This window comes from Alteromonas sp. R7, from assembly GCF_055755235.1.
The window spans coordinates 1-20409 of record NZ_JBVTQX010000011.1 but is presented as its reverse complement, the minus strand read 5'-3'; the positions used below and the strand labels follow the sequence as shown (position 1 = coordinate 20409).

At 44.8% G+C, this 20409-nt stretch carries 14 protein-coding genes and 1 pseudogene; 12 read left to right on the top strand and 3 right to left on the bottom strand.

Annotated elements, in window-relative coordinates; translation table 11 throughout:
• The first annotated feature begins 482 nt into the window (after positions 1 to 482).
• Positions 483 to 1079: a porin family protein gene (locus AC0J2X_RS16470; RefSeq protein ID WP_014949483.1), complete on the top strand. Its 597-nt coding sequence runs from the start codon at positions 483 to 485 to the stop codon at positions 1077 to 1079.
• Between the two features lie 84 nt (positions 1080 to 1163).
• On the opposite strand, the pseudogene AC0J2X_RS16465 reads toward AC0J2X_RS16470, so the two are convergent.
• Positions 1164 to 1340, bottom strand: a pseudogene (locus tag AC0J2X_RS16465) (methyl-accepting chemotaxis protein); the annotation flags it as partial.
• Between the two features lie 240 nt (positions 1341 to 1580).
• On the opposite strand from AC0J2X_RS16465, the gene AC0J2X_RS16460 reads away from it, so the two are divergent.
• Together AC0J2X_RS16460 and AC0J2X_RS16455 are read left to right on the top strand one after the other, a co-directional pair.
• The gene (locus AC0J2X_RS16460; protein WP_014977396.1) at positions 1581 to 3797 is read left to right on the top strand and encodes a VTT domain-containing protein; all 2217 of its coding nucleotides are present in this window, start codon (positions 1581 to 1583) and stop codon (positions 3795 to 3797) included.
• The gene (locus tag AC0J2X_RS16455) at positions 3785 to 4495 is read left to right on the top strand and encodes an endonuclease/exonuclease/phosphatase family protein (protein ID WP_239300407.1); all 711 of its coding nucleotides are present in this window, start codon (positions 3785 to 3787) and stop codon (positions 4493 to 4495) included. Before AC0J2X_RS16460 ends, AC0J2X_RS16455 begins: the two co-directional genes overlap by 13 nt.
• Before the next feature lie 80 nt (positions 4496 to 4575).
• On the opposite strand, the gene AC0J2X_RS16450 is transcribed toward AC0J2X_RS16455, so the two are convergent.
• Positions 4576 to 5556 (bottom strand): LysR family transcriptional regulator, encoded by a 981-nt coding sequence (locus AC0J2X_RS16450; protein WP_014977398.1) that lies wholly within the window; start codon positions 5554 to 5556, stop codon positions 4576 to 4578.
• 401 nt (positions 5557 to 5957) lie between these two features.
• Between AC0J2X_RS16450 and AC0J2X_RS16445 the strand changes: the two genes are divergently transcribed.
• From AC0J2X_RS16445 to AC0J2X_RS16420, 6 genes are all read left to right on the top strand, one after another.
• The gene (locus AC0J2X_RS16445; RefSeq protein WP_049588944.1) at positions 5958 to 8606 is read left to right on the top strand and encodes a TonB-dependent receptor plug domain-containing protein; all 2649 of its coding nucleotides are present in this window, start codon (positions 5958 to 5960) and stop codon (positions 8604 to 8606) included.
• A 116-nt stretch (positions 8607 to 8722) separates the two neighbouring features.
• The gene (locus AC0J2X_RS16440) at positions 8723 to 9544 is read left to right on the top strand and encodes a sulfite exporter TauE/SafE family protein (RefSeq protein WP_269350568.1); all 822 of its coding nucleotides are present in this window, start codon (positions 8723 to 8725) and stop codon (positions 9542 to 9544) included.
• A gap of 19 nt (positions 9545 to 9563) precedes the next feature.
• Positions 9564 to 10739, top strand: coding sequence for a pyridoxal phosphate-dependent aminotransferase (locus AC0J2X_RS16435; RefSeq protein ID WP_014949490.1), 1176 nt, complete (start codon positions 9564 to 9566; stop codon positions 10737 to 10739).
• Positions 10740 to 11006: 267 nt separating this feature from the next.
• Positions 11007 to 11372: a response regulator gene (locus tag AC0J2X_RS16430; RefSeq protein WP_014949491.1), complete on the top strand. Its 366-nt coding sequence runs from the start codon at positions 11007 to 11009 to the stop codon at positions 11370 to 11372.
• Positions 11369 to 11953 carry a chemotaxis protein CheX gene (locus AC0J2X_RS16425; RefSeq protein ID WP_014949492.1) on the top strand — a complete coding sequence of 195 codons (585 nt, stop codon included), beginning with the start codon at positions 11369 to 11371 and terminating at the stop codon, positions 11951 to 11953. The genes AC0J2X_RS16430 and AC0J2X_RS16425 overlap by 4 nt, the downstream gene beginning before the upstream one ends.
• Entirely contained in the window at positions 11953 to 13281 is a 1329-nt protein-coding gene (locus tag AC0J2X_RS16420) for a sensor histidine kinase (RefSeq protein ID WP_278346037.1), read from the top strand. The genes AC0J2X_RS16425 and AC0J2X_RS16420 overlap by 1 nt, the downstream gene beginning before the upstream one ends.
• A gap of 69 nt (positions 13282 to 13350) precedes the next feature.
• Here AC0J2X_RS16420 and AC0J2X_RS16415 read toward each other — a convergent pair whose 3' ends face one another.
• Positions 13351 to 14382 carry an MBL fold metallo-hydrolase gene (locus tag AC0J2X_RS16415; protein ID WP_069944954.1) on the bottom strand — a complete coding sequence of 344 codons (1032 nt, stop codon included), beginning with the start codon at positions 14380 to 14382 and terminating at the stop codon, positions 13351 to 13353.
• A 301-nt stretch (positions 14383 to 14683) separates the two neighbouring features.
• On the opposite strand from AC0J2X_RS16415, the gene AC0J2X_RS16410 reads away from it, so the two are divergent.
• From AC0J2X_RS16410 to AC0J2X_RS16400, 3 genes are all read left to right on the top strand, one after another.
• Positions 14684 to 17053 (top strand): DNA polymerase II, encoded by a 2370-nt coding sequence (locus AC0J2X_RS16410; RefSeq protein WP_069944955.1) that lies wholly within the window; start codon positions 14684 to 14686, stop codon positions 17051 to 17053.
• Positions 17054 to 17355: 302 nt separating this feature from the next.
• A complete protein-coding gene (locus AC0J2X_RS16405) occupies positions 17356 to 17934 on the top strand; it encodes an EF-hand domain-containing protein (protein ID WP_069944956.1) in 579 nt (192 codons plus the stop codon).
• Positions 17935 to 18302: 368 nt separating this feature from the next.
• On the top strand, positions 18303 to 20042 hold the full coding sequence (locus AC0J2X_RS16400; RefSeq protein ID WP_069944957.1) for an AMP-binding protein: 1740 nt from the start codon (positions 18303 to 18305) through the stop codon (positions 20040 to 20042).
• Positions 20043 to 20409 lie beyond the last annotated feature (367 nt).

The window sequence follows — 20409 nt, the reverse complement described above, 5'->3', positions numbered from 1 at the left end:
CAAAGCGTGAGTGCGAATCACACCACTAATTTGTTAACATTTTGTTTACCTCATAAGCAGTTAAAAGATAGACAGGCTTAGAGAATATTTACAGTTGATAAAATGAATTCAACTGATTAGAAAATCCAATCAATGAAAAGTTCATTAATTTCAATACCTTAAAAACCCAGTTCACTTTATAACGTAAACGACTGTCGCTCAGTAGAACTATGTAATGCGGAAAATGAGCTAGATCTGTGAATCTCTTTCAGAGATTGGGAAATTTTTTCGCTTCTTGAAGAGTGAAACTTTTCCATACTTTCTATAAGCGGCTAAATAACCAACTAAAAAGTGTCGGTTTATGTAAAGTTTTCATCTAATTGAAATACATTCTGCAATTTCTACCATGGCACAGCAATTGATACAGAGATGATGCAATTAAAGACGCATTAACTTCAGATAAGAAGTCGATGGAATGTTAAAGAAGTAATGAGGATGAACTTATGAAAAACACACTTAAGACACTTACCGGACTTGCAGCTGTTGCCTCTATCAGTGCTATGGCTTCATTCGGTGCGCATGCTCAATCAAATCAAATTGAAGCAAAAGACAGTGGTTTTTATGTAGGTGGTAATTACGGTTACCTACGCGTTGAAGGTGAAGATGACTTTGACGATGACAAAGATGTTTGGCAAGGCCTTGTTGGATATAAATTCAATGAGTGGATTGCAATTGAAGGTGGTTACATCGATTTTGGTGATTACGGTAACGACCTTGCAGGTGCTGAAACAGACGGCTACACAGCGGCGATCAAGGGTATTCTTCCATTAACCGAGCGTTTTTCTCTCTACGCGAAAGCAGGTCAACTTTGGTCAGAAACCGAGTATAACTTTGCTGGCGTTTCACGTGATAACGATGACGAAAGCTTGTTTGTAGGCGCAGGTCTAAGCTACGCGATTACTAGTAACTTTTTAGTAAACGCCGAGTACACTGTTTATGATACAGAGCTTGATGCAGACGAAGCGTTTGATGACATCGACGACACCGATTTTGAAACCGATCTTAAGCAAGCCAGTATTGGTGTTGAGTATCGTTTCTAAGACATTTGTTGCCTCACGTTTAACAACGTGACTTAGTGAGAATGCTAAAGCCTTGGCAACACTGCCAAGGCTTTTTACTTTTTGCTACCCATCTATTTTCTGGATGAGCTGCGCCAGTTCCTCAATTTTTGACACTGTCGTTTTAACTAAGTTGTCAATTTCATTGGATGAGGACTGGGAGTTACCTGCTAACGTTCGTACTTCATCAGCCACAACAGCAAACCCTCTTCCCATTTCACCTGCTCGTGCCGCTTCTATCGCTTAATAGTCTTCGGATAAAACTTAATTTATCTAGCGCCTGTTTTTCCAACTGTGAATATTAAACTCGTTTTACAGTGAAAATATTACACATTGCGAACTGACACATCTTACACACGAGCTCAAAAACTCTAATTATCTATAAAAATCATTTACTTATATTTATCGTTCTTTCGTTTTATAGAGGTACAAATTCTGCAACAGAATACAAATAGTGAAAAGTGAATAAATAGGAAACGTCACATGCAATCAGGAAAGAGTGTATTTCAACCCGGTCAAAACTGTTGGGTAGAGAGCAAGGCTCGTTTTTCTACACCTTTGATAGATTGCGGAAACTATTATAAAGCCTTGCACAGCTCTATCGTTAAAGCTAAGCACAGTATCTTCATTGTGGGATGGGATATAGATAGCCGCATTCGCTTGCTGAGAGGCGACGACGAAGCGAACAGTGAAGCACCGAGCGTAATAAGTGATTTACTTAAGTGGAAAGCTGAGCAAAATCCTGACATTAAAATTTACCTGCTACGTTGGGACTCATCGCTAGCCTTTTTCGCGCAGCGCGAAATGTGGGCAAAGGAAGTGTGGGAAGAAAAAACTCCAGACAATGTGCAAACCGAGCTCGATGACACGATTCCGATGGGCGGAAGTCAGCACCAAAAAATTGTGGTTATCGATGATGAACTCGTATTCTCAGGTGGAATGGATGTATCCACTAACCGCTGGGATACCCGTGACCATCCCGTAGTTTCAGAAGAGCGTGATGGGCCTGATGGGGAGTATGGTCCTCTTCATGATGTGCAAATGGTATCAAGTGGACCCGTAGTAGCCGACTTTTCAAAATTAGTTCGATGGAGGTGGCAGCGTGTTGCTGACTCTTCACCTATTGATATCCGCGAGGACGCGCGCATTGATGAAAATGCCCCGTTGCCTGATGCTTGGCCACAAGATTATCCTCCCCTTTTTGAAGACGTAGAGTGTGCACTTGCCAGAACAATTCCATTTATGGATGAGGTCGAGCCTGCTCAAGAGGTACGTCATATGCTGCTTGATCTTATCGGTGAAGCAGAGTCTGTAATCTACATTGAGAATCAATTTACAACGCGTCAGGAGATCGCTGAAGCGCTGAATAAGCAGCTCAAACTGAAACCTAATCTTTCGGTCATTATCGTAAGTTCCTACGAGCCAAAAGGTAAGTTTGAGTGCGAAGCATTTTGGGCAAGCCGCATAGAATTCAAGGAAATTTTAGAAAAAGGGATTGACCCTAAGCGAGTAAAACTGACTTATTCTTCAATTGAAGACATGCAAGGCCGCAAGGCATACAAGCGCATCCACTCCAAAGTGATGACCATCGATAACAAATACCTTGTTATCGGGTCATCAAACTTGAGTAATCGCTCAATGACGCTAGACACCGAAATCGACACGGTGCTGTTTGGTAACACAAAAGACAATCAGGCGTGTATTGAGCAAGTGAGAAACGACTTACTCGCAGAGCACACGGGGCGTGATATTGATGCAATGCCGGCGTTATTCAACAATGAATATCCGGTTGAAGCATTAATGCAGGATCAGATAGCACACGGCTACGTACTTACCGAAGTTCGCGATGAGGTGTTTACCGAACAATCCGTTAAGAATGTGTTCAGAGCGTTATCTGACCCTGAAGAACCCCTTATTTCGGTGCCAACCTTTGATGGAGCTGCTATGCCTGCACGCAACCCAAGACGTCGCAGTATTATGATTTTGATTGGTCTTGCCATCATTGCTGTTCTTGGCGGGCTTATGTTTTGGGCTAGCCAGTCCATACCATGGTTAAGTTCCGACAGCATTAACGCCTTTCTAGAGAAAAGTCGTGGTACGTACTTTGCTCTGCCTACCGTGTTGCTGGTCTATGTGGTCGGCGGCGTTTTATTCTTCCCGGTCACTGTACTGTCACTTGCTGTGGCTGCTATTTTTGGCCCTATATGGGGGCCCATCTACGGCATCATGGGAGCACTAATGAGCTCTGCAATTATGTTTGGAATAGGCAAGCTATCAGGCAACGCGGGGCTTAGAAAAATTGGTGGTCCAAAGGTAGCTGCCGTTGATGAAAAACTAAAGCGTAGCGGTATCGTTGGCGTCGCGGCCATTCGAATGTTGCCTGTAGCGCCCTTTAGTTTGGTGAATTTGGTAGCGGGTATCTCATCTATTGGCATTTTCCAGTTTTTAGTAGGGACATTTTTAGGCATGTTCCCGCCCATGATTGCGAAAGGGCTTGTGGGTGATTCGATAGCACAAATTTGGCAAAACCCTTCTGTGGAAACCATTAGCTATTTAGTTGGCGGTATCGTTTTATGGGGCCTTATGATTTGGGGCTCGCAAAAATTTGCCCGATACTACCAAGCTCGAAAGGAGTCGGGTAATCAAGATACTGCCAGTGATAATAGTGACAAAGATGAGGTAGAGAAATGTGCCGCATAGTGACATACAACATTCACAGCGGAATAGGTAGAGACAAAAAGCACGATTACAAACGCATAGGGCAATTTTTGGCAAACAGTGGCGCCGACGTGGTGCTGCTGCAAGAAATGGATACTCGTCCCTCTGAGCGAAATACAGCACAGGACGTTAAAGATATCTGCGCTGAAAACACGTTTAAGCTCATTCCATCACCAGCCATTAGGGAATCTGATGGCTGGTATGGCAACGCCATCCTAACTCGCTTTGACGTATTAGCGCACGATACACTGGATGTCAGCCAAAACGGGCGACAGCCTAGAAATGTTCAGATTGTAGAGCTCAAGACAGAGAAGACCCCCCTTACGGTGGTGAATACCCATAAGGGGCTTAAGAAGCTAGAACGTCGCTCACAGTTTTCTTTGCTTCATGAGCACCTTTCTTTGAAGATGAAAGAGAAGCAAATCCCTCTAGTTCTAGCCGGTGATTTCAACGAGTGGCAGTTTTTCTCAAAAGCGTTTAAAGCACTTAACGAATTGCTATTACAGCAAAAAGTGGGGGCAACATTTCCAAGCCACTTTCCTGTATTTGCACTTGATAGAGTATGGGTGTCTGACGACATCAAGGTAAAAGCGTGCAGAAAATTAAAAAATGCGAAAACTCGAATCTTGTCAGATCATTTACCTGTGCTTGTTGATATTGAACTGCCCCAGAACGACTAACCCAGTGCTCTTTTGCACTTAACGGGTTGCATTATTCTCGTCGTACGCGAGATTTAGCCTCATCTTGTGTTGGCACAGTGCTATGCAGGTTGCGCTATGAACGATGAAGCGGCAAATTCTAACGTACCGCACCAGTGTTTCAGTGCGTTTTCTTGAGCCACTACTTTTCTGAGAATATCAATGATCGGACTGCTATCTAGCAGCGTCTTGGCACTTTTGTTTGTCGCAGCGAGTACAGTACGCTGCATTTCTGGCTGTGTTATTTTCAGTGATGAAACTAGGCCAGACTCCTTTAAATGAAAAATAGCTGATGTAGGAAGGATCATCACGCCTTCTCCCTGCATAACTTGCCTAAGGCCAGTCATGAGTTGTCCAGAATAAGCCAAATCGTGCTGCAAACTAACGCCCGTTGCTTTTTCATAGTCAGCAATTAGTTGACCCAATGCATCTTTGTTACCCGGTGACAGCAAAGGTAATTCACTGATTTCCCAAAAACGGATCGTCGTTCTATCTCGAAGCTTGGCGTATTGTTCACACGATGAGGAAGCAGAAAAAACCAAATGAAGATCTTCTTGAATTAGCGGTGTGACTCGCATGAATTTAGGGTCGACAGCTTGCTGATAAGTAAGCGCAACATCCACCTGCTTTGACTCAAGCCAATCATTAATGGTGTAAGACGGTCCAGTGCTGATTTCGACTTTGAGCCCTTTATGGTTCGCCGTTATTTCCGTGAGCAGCGGTAAAGAAAGCACATTGCCGATTGATGGTAGCATTCCTATTTTTACTACCTTCTTTTGTCCAGTTTGAAAGGCTTCCAATGCGGCCTTAACGTTGTCTATTTCGGTTAGCAGCTTTAATGCATGTTTATAAAAAACTTCGCCCGCCGATGTTAGGTTTACTCCCGAAAAACTTCTTTCAAGCAGCGTCGCTTTCATCTCTCTTTCTAAACTTGCCAACTGCTGACTAATGGCGGGTTGAGCGATATCCAATGCTCTCGCCGCCGCAGCAATACTCCCCTTACGCACCGTCATAACAAAATAATGCAGCTGTTTTGAATGCACTTGCTCTCCTTACAAAGGTGGTGAGTTCTAGAACGGGAACGGTTTAACGAAGATGGCAGCAACGAATATGCCATTCCATTAAGTTATATGAAGCAAAATTGTAAAAATGAGCTAAAAGCAGTGGGGCATGAAAATCTTGTCTTCCCCCATACTTAAGTCTAATAGCATTAAATTAGCGCCCTGTGAGACGGCTCAATATTTTTCTTATACCCCTGAATAATCTTCTTTCTTCCTGCAAAGCCAAAGAGTTTTTAGCCTTGTTCTTGTACACGAGTGGCTAGACAACAATAACAAGATGCTTCTCGCATCAAAGTAGTGCTCGTGCGTGCCTAAAAAGAGTGCAGATTTTAATAATCCACACCCACAAAACTAAGTAGCAATAAGCACGATTGGGAACACAAATGAAACAGAAAAAGCTCCACACTGCAGTACGTTACGCACTTACCGGATTAACACTTTTCACTACTTCATTGCTTGTACAGGCGCAAGAAGTGACTGAAGAAACCACAGAAGCCAAAGACCTAGAACGCATTGCCGTTGTTGGTGCCCGCGGTGCACCGCGTTCGGTAACCAGCTCTCCTGTACCGGTTGATGTACTCACCGCCGAAGACGTTGAAGCCGTTGCGTTTACCGATATGAACAATGTTCTTATGACACTCGTTCCCTCTTATTCCGTAGGCCGTCAACCCATTTCCGACGGCGGAACCTTTATCCGTCCAGCAACGCTTCGAGGTATGCCCACCGATAAAACGCTTGTTTTGGTTAACTCTAAACGTCGTCACAGGGCCGCACTTGTTTCAATTGGCGGTTCTGGCACACAGGGGCCAGACATCGCAACTATTCCAACCGCAGCAATTCAAAGTGTTGAAGTGTTGCGCGACGGTGCAGCTGCGCAATATGGCTCAGATGCCATTGCAGGTGTTATCAACTTTCAATTAAAAAATAACACCGAAGGCGGCTCGTTCACTGCCGACTACGGCAGCTACTACGAAGGAGATGGCGATCAAATTACCGTTACTGGGAATAAAGGTTTCGCGTTAGGCGACGATGGCTTTTTCAGTATTTCAGCCGAATACTCTGACAGCGAGGCCACCTTTCGCGGTGAGCAATATTGTGAGCCATGGTTTTGTGTGGATGACCAGTCAGATCAATACATCGCTGATGCTACGGCCATGGCCAACAGCGTTCATGGTTCAGACGTAGTCCAACCATGGGGGCAACCAAATACAAGCGGGACGCGTGTTTTCTTTAACGCCGGTTACGCACTATCCAGTGAACTTGAACTCTACGCATTCGGTAACTATTCAGAAAGTGAAGGTGACGGTTCATTCTATTATCGCTATCCAGGCAATGGCACCATTGAAGACATTCGACTTGAGGACGGTTCAATCTGGAACCCGCTAGAGTTCTTCCCTGGTGGCTTCACGCCTCGTTTCTTCGGTGATGTGACTGACTACTCATTTGTTGGTGGTGTTAAGGGCATGTCGGGCGACCTTACTTATGATATCAGTGGTCGTTACGGCAATAATGAAATCTCTTACACACTAGCCAATACCATTAACCCGTCACTGGGTAACGAGTCACCTACTTCATTTAAGCCGGGTGACTTAACCAACGAAGAAACACAGATTCAAGCTGACTTCACCTATGACTTGAACCAGTATGTTCTTGCCTTCGGTGCAAGTTACTTAGACGAGTCATACGAAATCTCTGAAGGCGAGCTAAGTTCCTATTTTGCAGGCTCTTACGCCACATCCGACCCTTGGGAGTTTTGTAACGACGACTACACCACTACGGCACTGGGCGCTGCTGTCATTGCTAACGGTTCAACTCTGAATTGTGCCAACTACACCAGTGCTGACAGTAACGACGATGGGGTTGAAGATGATGGATTCGCTGGAGTAGACGCCGTTTATACCGTTGTAGGCGTTGGCTCCAACGGCTTTCCTGGCTATTCACCAGACTATTCGGGCTCATACGAGCGTGACTCATATGCGGTATACACGGATATCTCTGGTGACATTACAGACGAGTTGTTTGCTCAGGCTGCGCTGCGTTATGAAGACTATTCTGACTTTGGCTCAGAAGTAGTATACAAAGTAGCAGGGTTCTATCAGTTTAGTGATGAAGTAGGCTTTAGGTCGTCTTTTGGCACTGGCTTTAGAGCCCCTACTCCAGGTCAGCAAGGCACCACCAACGTATCTACACGTCTGCCCGATGGCTTCCCAGTAGCAACAGGTTTGTTCCCAGCCGGCGGCGAAGTAGCGCAGGCGCTTGGTGCCAACGAGCTTTCACCCGAAAAATCGACCAACTTTACGCTGGGCATGACTGCGAACTATGGCGATTTAACGCTCACTGTTGATTACTACAACATCAAGCTTGAAGACCGCCTTTACTCTGTGTCTACCCGAGATGTTTCCACCACTGTCGTTACCGACCCTCAAGCAGACGGTTATGACGCATACCAAAACTATCTAGCCCTATCAGGTGCCAATGTTTCTGGCGCCGAGTCCATTGGTGGTGTGTTCTTCTTCCAAAACGCTTTCGATACCGTAACCGAAGGCGTGGACGTTGTTGCTACTTACAAGATGGAATCGAGGTATGGCGCAACCGTGCTAACCGGCTCTGTGAATTACAACAAAACAGAATTCGATTCTGATCCGAGTGAATACTTGAACGCTGAGGATCAGTTCGACTTTGAAAATGGCCGTCCCGAAATGCGTGGTGTCTTCTCAGTTACCCACAGTTACGACGTGTGGTCTGCCGTTGCACGTCTTAGCTATTTTGGCGAATACGAAAATGCGGGAAGCGATGACGGGGTAAACGCCACGAATATTCAAACCTTCGGTGACGAATATATGTTCGATATAGAGGGCTCCTACCTTATTAACGAAAACCTCACCCTGTCAGTGGGGGTAAGAAATCTCTTCGACAATTACCCAGATGTGAGTACTAACGGCGACGCCTGTTGCGGTGAAGTCTATGACTCTGCCTCGGTGGTTGATTGGCAGGGAGGATATTACTACACCCGACTTGCAGCCCGTTTTTAACTGGCTCCTTGCAAACACCGACATAAGTCGGTGTTTGTGTATGTAGTTAACTGTATATAAGAAAAACTTAAAAGGTCATTCATGTTTAAAGCTGTTTCATGCGGAGTAAAAAGCAAATGGAAATAGAGCTACTGTGGTTTGTAGTTACTTTGTGTATAACTGGTGCCATTGCAGGTATCACGGCAGGTCTGTTTGGTAATGGCGGGGGATTTGTTGTCGTGCCAGCTCTTCTCGCTGTTTTTCCGTTTTTTACTCCTCCATCAGAAGCCCTCGTTAAGGTAGCCATCGGAACATCATTGGCATCCATTGTGGTATCAAGCGCTCGGTCAGTGATGGCGCATCGCGCTAAAGGTGCGGTGGATTTTGACATTCTTCGCTCGTGGAGTATTTGGCTTATTCTTGGCGTTGGTGGCGGGCTGCTCATCGCAAACAACTCCAGCGCCAATGGTTTAACGGTCGTGTTCGCCGCTGGTGTTCTACTTTACTCCGTATACTTCCTTTTCCCTGAGTTCGTTGTAAGACCCGGGCTTGTTTTCGATATGCCTAAAGGCATAGGCAAAGCGGTTTTGGCGTTTGTTCTGGGTGGTTTCTCTGCTCTGCTTGGCATAGGTGGTGGCACGCCAACCGTAATCACTATGGTGATGTGCCAGCGCACCATTCAACAGGCTGTCGCGACCGCCGCAGGCGTCGGCTTTCTTATCGGGCTTCCAGGTGCCATTGGCTTTTTGTTTATGAAGCACCCTGAAACCGCCTCGTTGCCGGTAGGCACTATTGGCTACATCAATATACCTGCGCTTATTGCTATCAGTATTGGGGCAATCTTTACCGCTCCAATCGGAGCCAAAATGGCGCACAACTTCAGTGAAAAGAAGCTAAAGCGCTTATTTGGCATCTATCTCGTCATGGTTTCTAGCGCAATGTTCTATAAAGCCATTTAAAAGAAGAAGGAGACAACCCGTGAGTTATAACCGTTCAAGACGCTTGTTTATTGGTGGCACAGTTGCAGCGTCAGCAATAGGTGCGAGTGGCATAAGTCACCTTGTGAGCGCCCAATCTGTTAGCGCAAGCGCTTCCCCATCGTCTGTTATGTATGGACCAAAGCCTGGGGTTGCAAAGCTCAATGCCAATGAAAACCCGTTTGGGCCGAGCCCGAAAGCGCTAGACGCTATCGCAAAAGCATCGGCGGAAGGTGGAGCCTACTATGCTTATCCTGCCGCCATGACACTATTGGATATGATTGCCGAGCGCTATGGTATTACTCGAAAGCACATTTCTTTGAGCGCCGGTTCAAGCCCTATTCTTTCCTACGCCGCCCTTGCGGCCAGCAAGAACGGAAAAATTCTGGGCCCGGACCTTTTTTGGGACACCACGTCTAAAGCACCTGAAAAACAAGGTGCGCCAGAAATAGTGAGAGTTGCTAATACGGCAGAGCTTGATATTGACCTTGATGCCATGTACGCCGCAATAGACGACTCTATTGGTATGGTGCACATTTGTAACCCGAACAATCCAACGGGAAAAGTGCTCGATCCGAATAAGCTTCGCGAATTCTGCATAAAAGCATCTAAAAAAACACTGGTGTTGGTCGACGAGGCATATAACGAGCTTATCGATGAGCCTCCTAAGCATTCAATGATTCCGCTCGTTAAAGCTGGTCATAATGTCATTGTAGCGAGAACCTTCTCAAAGATTTATGGCTTAGCAGGTATGCGCGTGGGCTATTTAATCGCATCAGAGGAAAACACTGAGTGGATCAATCGCTATGGCATGGGCGGCTATACATTGAATCAAGCAGGCCTTGCCGCGGCTATCGCCAGCTACAATGACGATGCCTTTTTAACTTTCTCTAAAGAGAAAATTTATGAAGGTAAATCTATGGTTATGGACGCAGTAAAAGCAAATGGATTGACAGCGCTACCTTCTAGTACTAACTTTATTTTTGTTAACTTAGGTGACGGCAACGCAGAGTACTTCCGCCAAGCCATGGCTGAACAGGACGTGCTGATTAGAGGAATCTACCGTACGTACGACAACTGGTCTCGCGTAAGTATGGGAAAAATTGGCGATGTAAAACGCTATGTTGATGCCATGCCCAGTGCACTTGAAAAAATGTACACTATGCAAAATACTTAGCTGCAAGGGTGTGCATTGTCGGCCAATGCACACCTCGCTACTTATAGACTTAAATTTTCTGCGACTTCCTCGTTTACTCTCCTAGTCATTTTCAACTAAAAGTCTAATACGCATAAAAGTCACTTCTGTCATATACTCATTTTAAAGCGCCACTGCTCAAAGAATACGCTGATTGGAAAATTTTTACGGTATTGTTGCAGTAACGCTAAAGTTGCACATACTTTACTAAAAAGGCATCGCATTAAATGCCGCTCTAGGAGGCTGTAAATGTCAATTTCTGTATTAGTAGCTGATGATTCTAAGTTGTCGAGGCGTAGTGTGATTCGCTCACTTCCGCAAGATTTAGAGTATGACATCACCGAAGCAACAAACGGGCAAGAAGCCATAAATGCGCTGTCAGAAAGTGAATTTGCATTGGTACTTTTAGACCTAACCATGCCAGAAGTTGACGGCGTTGGTGTGTTGGAATTCTTGCACCAAAGGCCCGACGCCCCAAATGTAATTGTGATTAGCGCTGACTTTCAGCCAGAAAAACAGAAAATTGTCATGTCTCTGGGGGCAAAGCGCTTTTTACGCAAACCGCTTGATAAAGAAGAATTAGCAATGTCGTTGTTTGAGTTGGGGTATCTATGAGCATTGTACTACCACTAGACGAAGAGCAAAGAGATGCCCTTCAAGAACTCCTAAATATTTCCATGGGGCAAGCGGCTAACTCTCTTGCGCAGTTAATTGAAACCAAAATTGATATTTCTATCCCAAAAATCTCAGCGGTTACTCCCACCCAGCTTTACAGTCTCTTATTTGAAACCGAAGACGCTTTCTATACCCGTCAGTCTTTTTTAGGCGACGTACACGGCGAAGTGATGTCTGTGCTATCTCAAGCTGGATTGAGTGAGGTCGCAACGTTAATGGATTACGATGAACCATTAAGCAAAGAAGACATTCAAGAGATTATCTTGGAGCTTTGTAACATTTTGGCAGGTGCGTGTTTGGCTGGTCTTTCCGACCAGTTGGAGCTTACCACTAACTTAAACATGCCCACGTTATTCTTGCCCGATAAAGCGAACTTCGATGAGTTGCAATGGCAGCACAGCTTAGTGATGGAAGTGCAGTTTATTATCGCGATCTCGTCGTTTAGCATGCGCGTTGTTTTCTGCTTAGACGATGAATCTCTTGCACGCATGAAAGACACATTGGATGAGTTACTCGCATAATGTTTGAACAACTGGTAGGTAAATTACCTGTCGGAATTGGTATAGTCGATGAGAGCTTTAAGGTTGTTTATCTAAACGACTTCTTTTTAGATCGACTTCCTCACAATATGCGCGACTGCTATAAAGAAACGCCAGTTGTTGAGTTATTTCAAGGACAAGGTAAGTTTCTAAAACGTAGACTAAAGTCAGTTTTTGTACTGCAGCATCCTAGCTTTAGCTATTGGGAACAACGCCCCCACATCTTTCCGTTTAAGAGCTCTCGCCCTATAACGGGTGAAGAAACACAGATGTATCAAAACATGGAAATCTTGCCCATTAAAGACAAAAACACAGGGCAAAAATTGGCGTGTATTTTTCTGCAAGATGTGACCGCCCAAGCTAGCTATTTTAGAGCCCAGCAAAAGCTTTCTGAAGCTTTGAAGAAAGAACACGAAGCGCAAAAAAAGTTAATTCGCAAACTCGATACCGCACAGAGCCAGCTAATTCAGGCTGAGAAAATGGCTTCTACTGGTCAGCTAGCGGCGGGGATCGCCCACGAAATTAATAACCCTATTGGTTTTGTGAGCGCTAACCTCAATACACTTGAGCAATACGCAACTCACCTTATTGCGATCTGTGATGGCGTTCAGGAGCAACTCGAACACTTCACCGACGAACTTAAAGAGCAGGTCGACGCACTGTTTGAGTCTAATCACTACGACTTGTTAAAGGACGATATTACTGAGCTAATTGCCGAATCGACAGATGGTCTTACCCGCGTAAAAGACATCGTCGAAAACCTTAAGAACTTTTCGCTGGAGACTACCGAAGGTGTGCAGATAGTAGATATCTGCGCCGTGTGTCACCAGCTGATCACGCTTATTTCCGCCCAGTACAGCACGCCCCAATATAAATTTGAATGTGAATTAGAGAAAGTGGAGGTAATGGGAAACCCTGGGCCGCTGAAACAGGCGCTAATGAACGTCATGATAAATGCAGCGCAGGCCATAGAAGATAGGGGCTTCATTAAACTTACTGTGCTCGATTCACCTACGTTGGTGACCATCAAAATACTGGACTCGGGTTGCGGTATTCCTACGAAACATCTAAAGCGAGTCTTTGAACCCTTCTTTACTACAAAGCCCGAAGGGCAAGGCCAAGGGCTGGGCCTTTCTGTGGCTTACACCGCCATCGAACAACATCAAGGTAAAATATCTATTAGCAGCAAAGAGGCAAAAGGAACCGTGGTAGAGATCACCATTCCGAAACAGCCTGCAGCACAGCCCCCGTCCAGTGAAGATAATGAAGAGAATAAAGAAAACGAAACGGAAAACTCTCAAACGGCCTAGAAAACAGATAGCCCAGTACAGAGTAGGACGTTGTTAATCCTCACTCTGTTTGTATGTCCTCTGACTGAACTAACAAGCAAGCTTTTTTACTTCACAGGCTTTAAATGTATACACACCCTTGCTGTTTAACGTCCGCGAAATGACTCCTTCATTAAGCAAGTAATTAAGGTGAGACAAACACTCTGCTACTGCAAACACCATGTTGCGACTAGAGAGCTTGCGCTTAAACATAACCGGTAATAACTCTACGACCGTTTGAGGTTGCTCGCAAGCATTTAACAGTGCTTTTAGGTGCTCGTGATGATGAGCAATAAGCGAATCTACTCGCTCATGCAGGCCGATAAAGGGTAGCTTGTGAGCAGGTAATACTGTCGCATCTTTGGGCAAATTCTTGAATTGCGGCAGCGTAGAAAGGTAGTCGTCTAAGGTGTTGGCATCAGGCTCTGTTGAGTAGGCGCCAATGTTTGGCGTGATAATCGGCAAAATATGATCGCCTGATATGAGAATATTTTTTTGCTTATTGTAAAGGCACGCATGCTCAGGAGAGTGGCCGCGGCCAATGATGATCTGCCATTCATTACCGCCAAGCGACAGCGTCATACCATGTTTTAGACGGGTGTAGCTAATGGGTAGTGGTGAAACAACGCTGCTGTAGCCATTGCCTTCACCAGAAGTAAGCTTTGCGATCATGGATTCGTCTAAACCTGCTCGCTGGTAATATTGCACATCCCGCTCATTCGTTGCGCCATTTCTTCCTGCCGCAAACGCTCTGGCAGTAAAGTACTCAATTTGAGACATATAAAAGGGGACGTTATACGTGTCGGCTATCCAGCCCGCTAACCCTACATGATCAGGATGTAAGTGCGTAACGATGACACCAACTATTGGCCCGTCTAATTGCTTGAATATACGCTCCCACAGCGCTTTGGTGGTGGACGTTCCTATGCCAGTATCAATGACCACCCAACCGCCTTCACCGCGGATCAGATACAAATTTATGTGGTCAAGTTCAAATGGGAGCGGCATTGTTAGCCAAAGAACACCATCGGCCACTTCTATTAGCTCGCCCGGCTCTACCTGTTTATCGAATAGATATTCCATATCGCCCTCACCTTTTCTATCGTGCATGGTCTAACGTGCACAAAGACTGTACGTTTTCGTTTTAACTCGCGCTGCTTACAAAAACAAACATATCTGTCGAATAGAGATCTATAGGAGTAGGTGATAACAAACGTTATACTAAGCCTACTGCCGTTTCTCGTGCACAGTGGTAGCGCATTTTTATTGCACCTTTGCGCCAGTTATTGAACAGATAACGGTAATGCGAGTTTATAAAACGTACACGCCCATGAGGCTATTTAAAGAAATTAACGTCAACAAAGCCGGTTAGTAAATTAGATTCATGTCAGCCTCAACAATACAACAAGGGTTCATACTCAATAAAAGTACGTTTACCCGGCGAGGCAAGGTGTATGTTGAGCTATGGGTTAAAACGCCCAGTAGCACCGCTAGGTTAATTTCTTCACCCCAATACCCCACTTGCTTTGTATCTGTTGATCACGCCAATGATTTACGCAATATCGCCGAGCGTATTTCTGCAAAGATCAGTATTTCAGATGACGGGTTTCACACGCTGGAACAAGTTCCTGTTGCGACGGTAAAAACCGCAACCGAATCACACATGCATCAGCTTCGCCAGCATGCGCAGGAAAGCAGTATTGTATTGTACGAAGCCGATATTCGCGTTGCCGATCGCTACTTAATGGAGCGCTTTGTGTATGGCGCGGTGGAATTCCTGGCCCCGCAAGATTTCGACGATACGCCTCAGATCGTTATAGAAAATGCGCAAATCAGACCCTGTCAATTCAGAACCACATTTACATCGCTAAGCATAGACATCGAATGCAATGAGCATGAAGAACTCTTTAGCATTGCGTTAGCCGGTGAAGGACTCAACGTTGTGCTGCTTTTATGCCCGCCACGCTTTGTTGGGCAAACATTGCAGGGACAAGAAGACAGCGCGTACGAGCTCATTACCGTTGAATCAGAAAAAGTACTGCTTGAAGCATTTTTTTCTTATCTTACATCCTACGACCCAGATATCATTTTAGGCTGGAACGTTAAACAGTTCGATATGGCGGTACTTGAACGCCGCGCTAGGGCTAACTCGCTAAAGTATGCTATCGGCCGCCATGGCAGAGAGGCTTCTGTAAGACAGTGGGAAGATCAAACCCTCGTTGATGTGCCAGGACGATGCGTCATTGATGGTATCGAAGCACTAAAAACAATGACTTATCAATTCGAGTCGTTCTCGCTCGATCACGTATCTGAAGAACTGCTTGGCGAAAATAAGCTTATTCAGGCTGCCGACAAGCTTGAAGCGATAAAGCGTCTTTATCATAGCGACCCTGTTGCACTCGCTAACTATAACTTTAAAGACACGGAACTGGTCAATCGCATTCAGGATAAAACCCAATTTATCGATTTTCTGGCGCTGCGCAGTATTCTTACCGGCCTAGATATGAGTCGCCCCGGAGGGTCAGTGGCCGCGTTTTTAAATGTGTACTTGCCTAAGCTTCACCGCAAGTCTTATGTCGCGGGGGTAAGACCTGAAAATGGAGGCTTGGCTAGTCCGGGTGGTTATGTCATGCGTTCCCAGCCAGGTTTATATAAAGACGTTTTAGTCCTCGATTTTAAGAGCCTATATCCTTCCATCATTCGTACATTTAAAATCGACCCGTTAGGACTTGCAGAAGGGCTTAAGTCTCCTGACACGGCGATAGAAGGTTTTAAAGGCGCAGTATTTAGCCGCGAATCTCATTTTCTACCTTCCATCATTGAAAACCTATGGCTGCAGCGCGACGAAGCCAAAAAACAGAATGACGCACCGCGCTCTCAGGCCATCAAAATATTAATGAACTCCTTCTATGGTGTGCTTGGTAGTGGAGGTTGCCCTTTCTACGATCCTCGCCTGGCTAGCTCAATCACATTAAGGGGTCACGAGATTATGCAAACCACTGCGGGTTGGATTGAAGAACTAGGCTATACGGTTATTTACGGCGATACCGACTCAACATTTGTTCATGTAGAAGGGAATGATGCACTGGGTACGCCCCCAGAGACTGGACTTGAGCTCGCTAGCATTATTAATCGAAAGTGGACAGAGTTACTAAAAAGTGAGTTCGACATTGATTGCCACTTAGAAATTGAGTTTGAATCTCACTTTTCTACGTTTTTTATGCCGACGATCCGAGGCTCTTCCGAAGGCAGCAAAAAACGTTACGCAGGAATGAAGGGCGGTGAACTTGTCTTTAAAGGCTTAGAAAATGTCCGCTCTGATTGGACGGTACTAGCTAAAACCTTCCAGTACGAGCTGTACAAAAAAGTGTTTACTGGACAGCCTGTTGAAGACTACATAAATAGCACGATAGCAGCGATAAAGTCCGGTGAAATGGATCACGCTTTGGTCTATAAAAAGCGGCTGCGAAAGCCTTTGTCGTCGTATACCAAGTCGCTGCCTCCCCACGTAAGGGCAGCGCGATTAGCCGACGAGTACTATAAAGAACAGGGGTTGCCACTTCGCTATCAGTTTCATACTACCATTGCTTATGTTATTACAGTACAGGGCCCTCAAACCGCAGAAACCGCCACGGCCCCCCTTCAATATGACCACTATATTGAAAAGCAAGTCCAACCCATTGCCGATAGTATCTTGCCTCTTATTGGCCTGAATTTTGAGACAATAGCGAACGATCAACTCTCGCTGTTTTAATCTCATTAATGGGGTTCTATCTATATCTGAGATCAGCTTAAGTTTGACGTATGAAGATCTTGCAAACACTGCGACAATTTAACATAGCAATAACATTGAAATCCTTGCCTTAAATTTTTATTACCTCACTAAATCAGTTAGTTATGCATTTGGCACATTCAATGAATAATGAATTACGTAAGTCATTAGCGGTGTCAGATTGAAACTTACTTCCAATCTGCACCTATGTTGAGGTCTGTGGACCTAGTGGTTAGGGCAATTGAGCGCCCAAGTTCACTGTAAAAGCCAGAAGGAATTTGATTATGAAGATCACAAAACTAAGTATGATTACCAGTGCTGTTATTGCTGCAACACTATCTGCTTCAGCAGTAGCAGGCCACCACGAAGAGAAGATCTCGATGGGATTTAACGCAATGGATAAGGATGGAAACGGCTATATCGTCGGTTCTGAGTCTTCTGGCGTTATTGACAGTAAGCTTCTCGCAAAAATGGATACCGATGGTGACAGCATGATTAGCCGTGTTGAATTCAACAAGTTTGTTGATGAAAAACCATCAATGTTTAGCGACGACATCATTACTCAGGTGAAAACTGAAGGCACCAATGACGCTCTACTCTCGGAAAAGGGCAACCCTGAATTATTCTCTAAAGCAGACAGTGAAATGATATCAGAGAAGAATAAGGAGCTTCGTACTGAAATGTCAGCCACAGCCGACAATAAGTTTACTGAAATCGATGTAGACAGCGACGGTAAGCTTACAGCCGAGGAGTTAAAGGTTGCACATGTCGAAGGTGACTTTGAGATGATGGACGAAAATGGCGATTCTTACGTTACCCGTATGGAATATCGTGCCTACTTCGAAGGTATTGAGTCTGAATAGACGCTCACCTCTCGTAAAGTAAAAATTTTTAGGAAGCCTCCTTCGTCGGAGGCTTTTTTGTTTCATTAAAGTCGAGAAAATTTTCTTTAGACATCAAATACATTGTCACTTTTGGTTATTACTCTCCTTTCAGCGTGTACGACGAGTCACACAAATTCATCGTTGAATAACCCCATATACGACTAACATCTTGTCGACAAAACCCGTTTGCAACAATATTGTTAATAAAGATTGAATTATTTGTTTTATTCGTTGCGTATTCAGCATTTACTGCAATTGTTGCCATTGGTTATTTGGAACCAAAAGCCGAAACAGCCAACTCTATTATTTATATATAAATCAGATGCGTACGCGCATGGAGGCAAGATATGATGGAATCAAAATTTACACCGAACTCACTACTCCCTCTTCAGAAAAGTGAGTTTACTGGCTCTGATGACGCTGAGCTGACGTCGCTCACTATCGGTCAGTATTTCAAAAATGTTGTCGACAATTATGGCGATAACCCAGCGATTATTGTAAAACATCAAGACGTTAGCTGGACCTATCAGCAGTATTGGTATGAAGTAGAACGTGTTGCTTGCGGCTTACTTGCAAACGGTGTAGAACCTGGCGACCGTGTGGGTATATGGTCTCCGAACAATATCGAATGGTCGATCGTACAGATGGCCACTGCGCGGATCGGGGCGATCATGGTATGCCTGAACCCTGCTTATCGTCCTGCTGAATTAGCGTTTGCTATTAATAACGTTTCCGTAAAATACTTAGTCATGGCGCAGTCATTCAAGCAGTCAAATTACGTCGCCATGTTGAAAGAGCTTGCGCCAGAAATAGACAGCCAAGTTAAGAACACACCAAGGCGTCCTCTAACGCTTTCTAAGTTGCCTTCACTTAAATATGTATACACTATTGGCGATAAGCCTGTAGAAGGATTACAGGCTTTTTCTGCATTACAAATAGAACCAACGGAAGCGCTTAAATCTCAGTTGGAGGCCGTTGAATCGAACCTTAGCGCGGATGATAACATCAATATTCAGTTTACCTCTGGCACGACGGGAAATCCGAAAGGCGCAACGTTAACGCACCGAAACATTCTAAATAATGGGCTATTAGTATCACAAGCAATGAGGTTCACACACAAAGACAAACTTTGTATTCCCGTTCCGCTTTACCACTGCTTTGGAATGGTATTGGGCAACTTAGTTTGCTTAGCATCAGGTGCATGCGCAGTATTCCCCGGGGAGTCATTCGACCCTGAGACAACACTCCGTACAGTAGAAAAAGAAAAGTGCACGGGATTACATGGCGTACCAACCATGTTTATTGCCGAACTCGAACTATCCAACTTTAAGAGCTTTGATCTATCAACACTAAGAACCGGCGTTATGGCAGGTAGTACCTGTCCAGAAGAGCTCATGCGAAAGGTCCATAGTGAATTTCATATGACAGAAGTCGTCATAGGTTATGGTCAGACAGAGTGTAGCCCTATCAATCATATTACTGACATTGACTCGCCATTTGAAAAGCAGGTCAAAACTGTTGGACGCGCTATGCCCCATACAGAAGTGAAGATCATAGATCCCCAAGGCAATACGGTGCCTATTGGAGAGCCGGGTGAGATTTGCGCGAGAGGCTACTGTGTAATGAAAGGTTATTGGGGTGATGAGGTTAAGACAAAAGCCACCATAGACGATGAAGGTTGGCTCCATTCTGGTGATCTCGGAGAAATGGATGAAGAAGGCTACGTCACAATAGTTGGTAGAATAAAGGACATGATTATTCGCGGCGGCGAAAACATTTATCCACGAGAAATTGAAGAAGTCTTGTATCAACATGCGGATGTGTCAGACGCCGCTGTCTTTGGTATTCCTGACAACAAATATGGCGAGCAAGTATGCCTATGGATTAAGGCAAAGGAAAATCGACATATAGACGAAGATCAGATACGCGACTACCTGAAATCCAAACTAGCCTACTTTAAAGTACCCAAATACATCAGCGTAGTGAAAGAGTACCCCATGACGGTAACAGGGAAGCTTCAGAAGTTTAAAATGCGCGAATACATGATAGAAACACTGAAGAAGCAAGCCCTACAAACCGAAGCATAATCCCAGCAAATAGTGGGGTCAGAGTACATTTCGAAAATTGGGGTCAGAGTACTTTTTAAAAGATAGCGCTTTAAAGTACACTAACCCTACATTCGTATTTCCAACGCTTGCACCTACAGTCTGTACCTATCTACCGTATTTTCAAACTGCCTGTTATATACCCTAGAGAGTTAAAGAGCTCGGATTATTTAGTTAGCCCACAATAATGGGGTCAGAGTACATTTCTTTTTTTAACGAGAGTGAGAGCCAAAAAGTATTCTGCCCCAAATTTGCGGTTTTGCTGAGGGGATTGGGGATTAATGTACTCTGACCCCATTATTTTTCTTTCTTCCAAACGCAAAAAACCCGCCGTTAGGCGGGTTTCTTT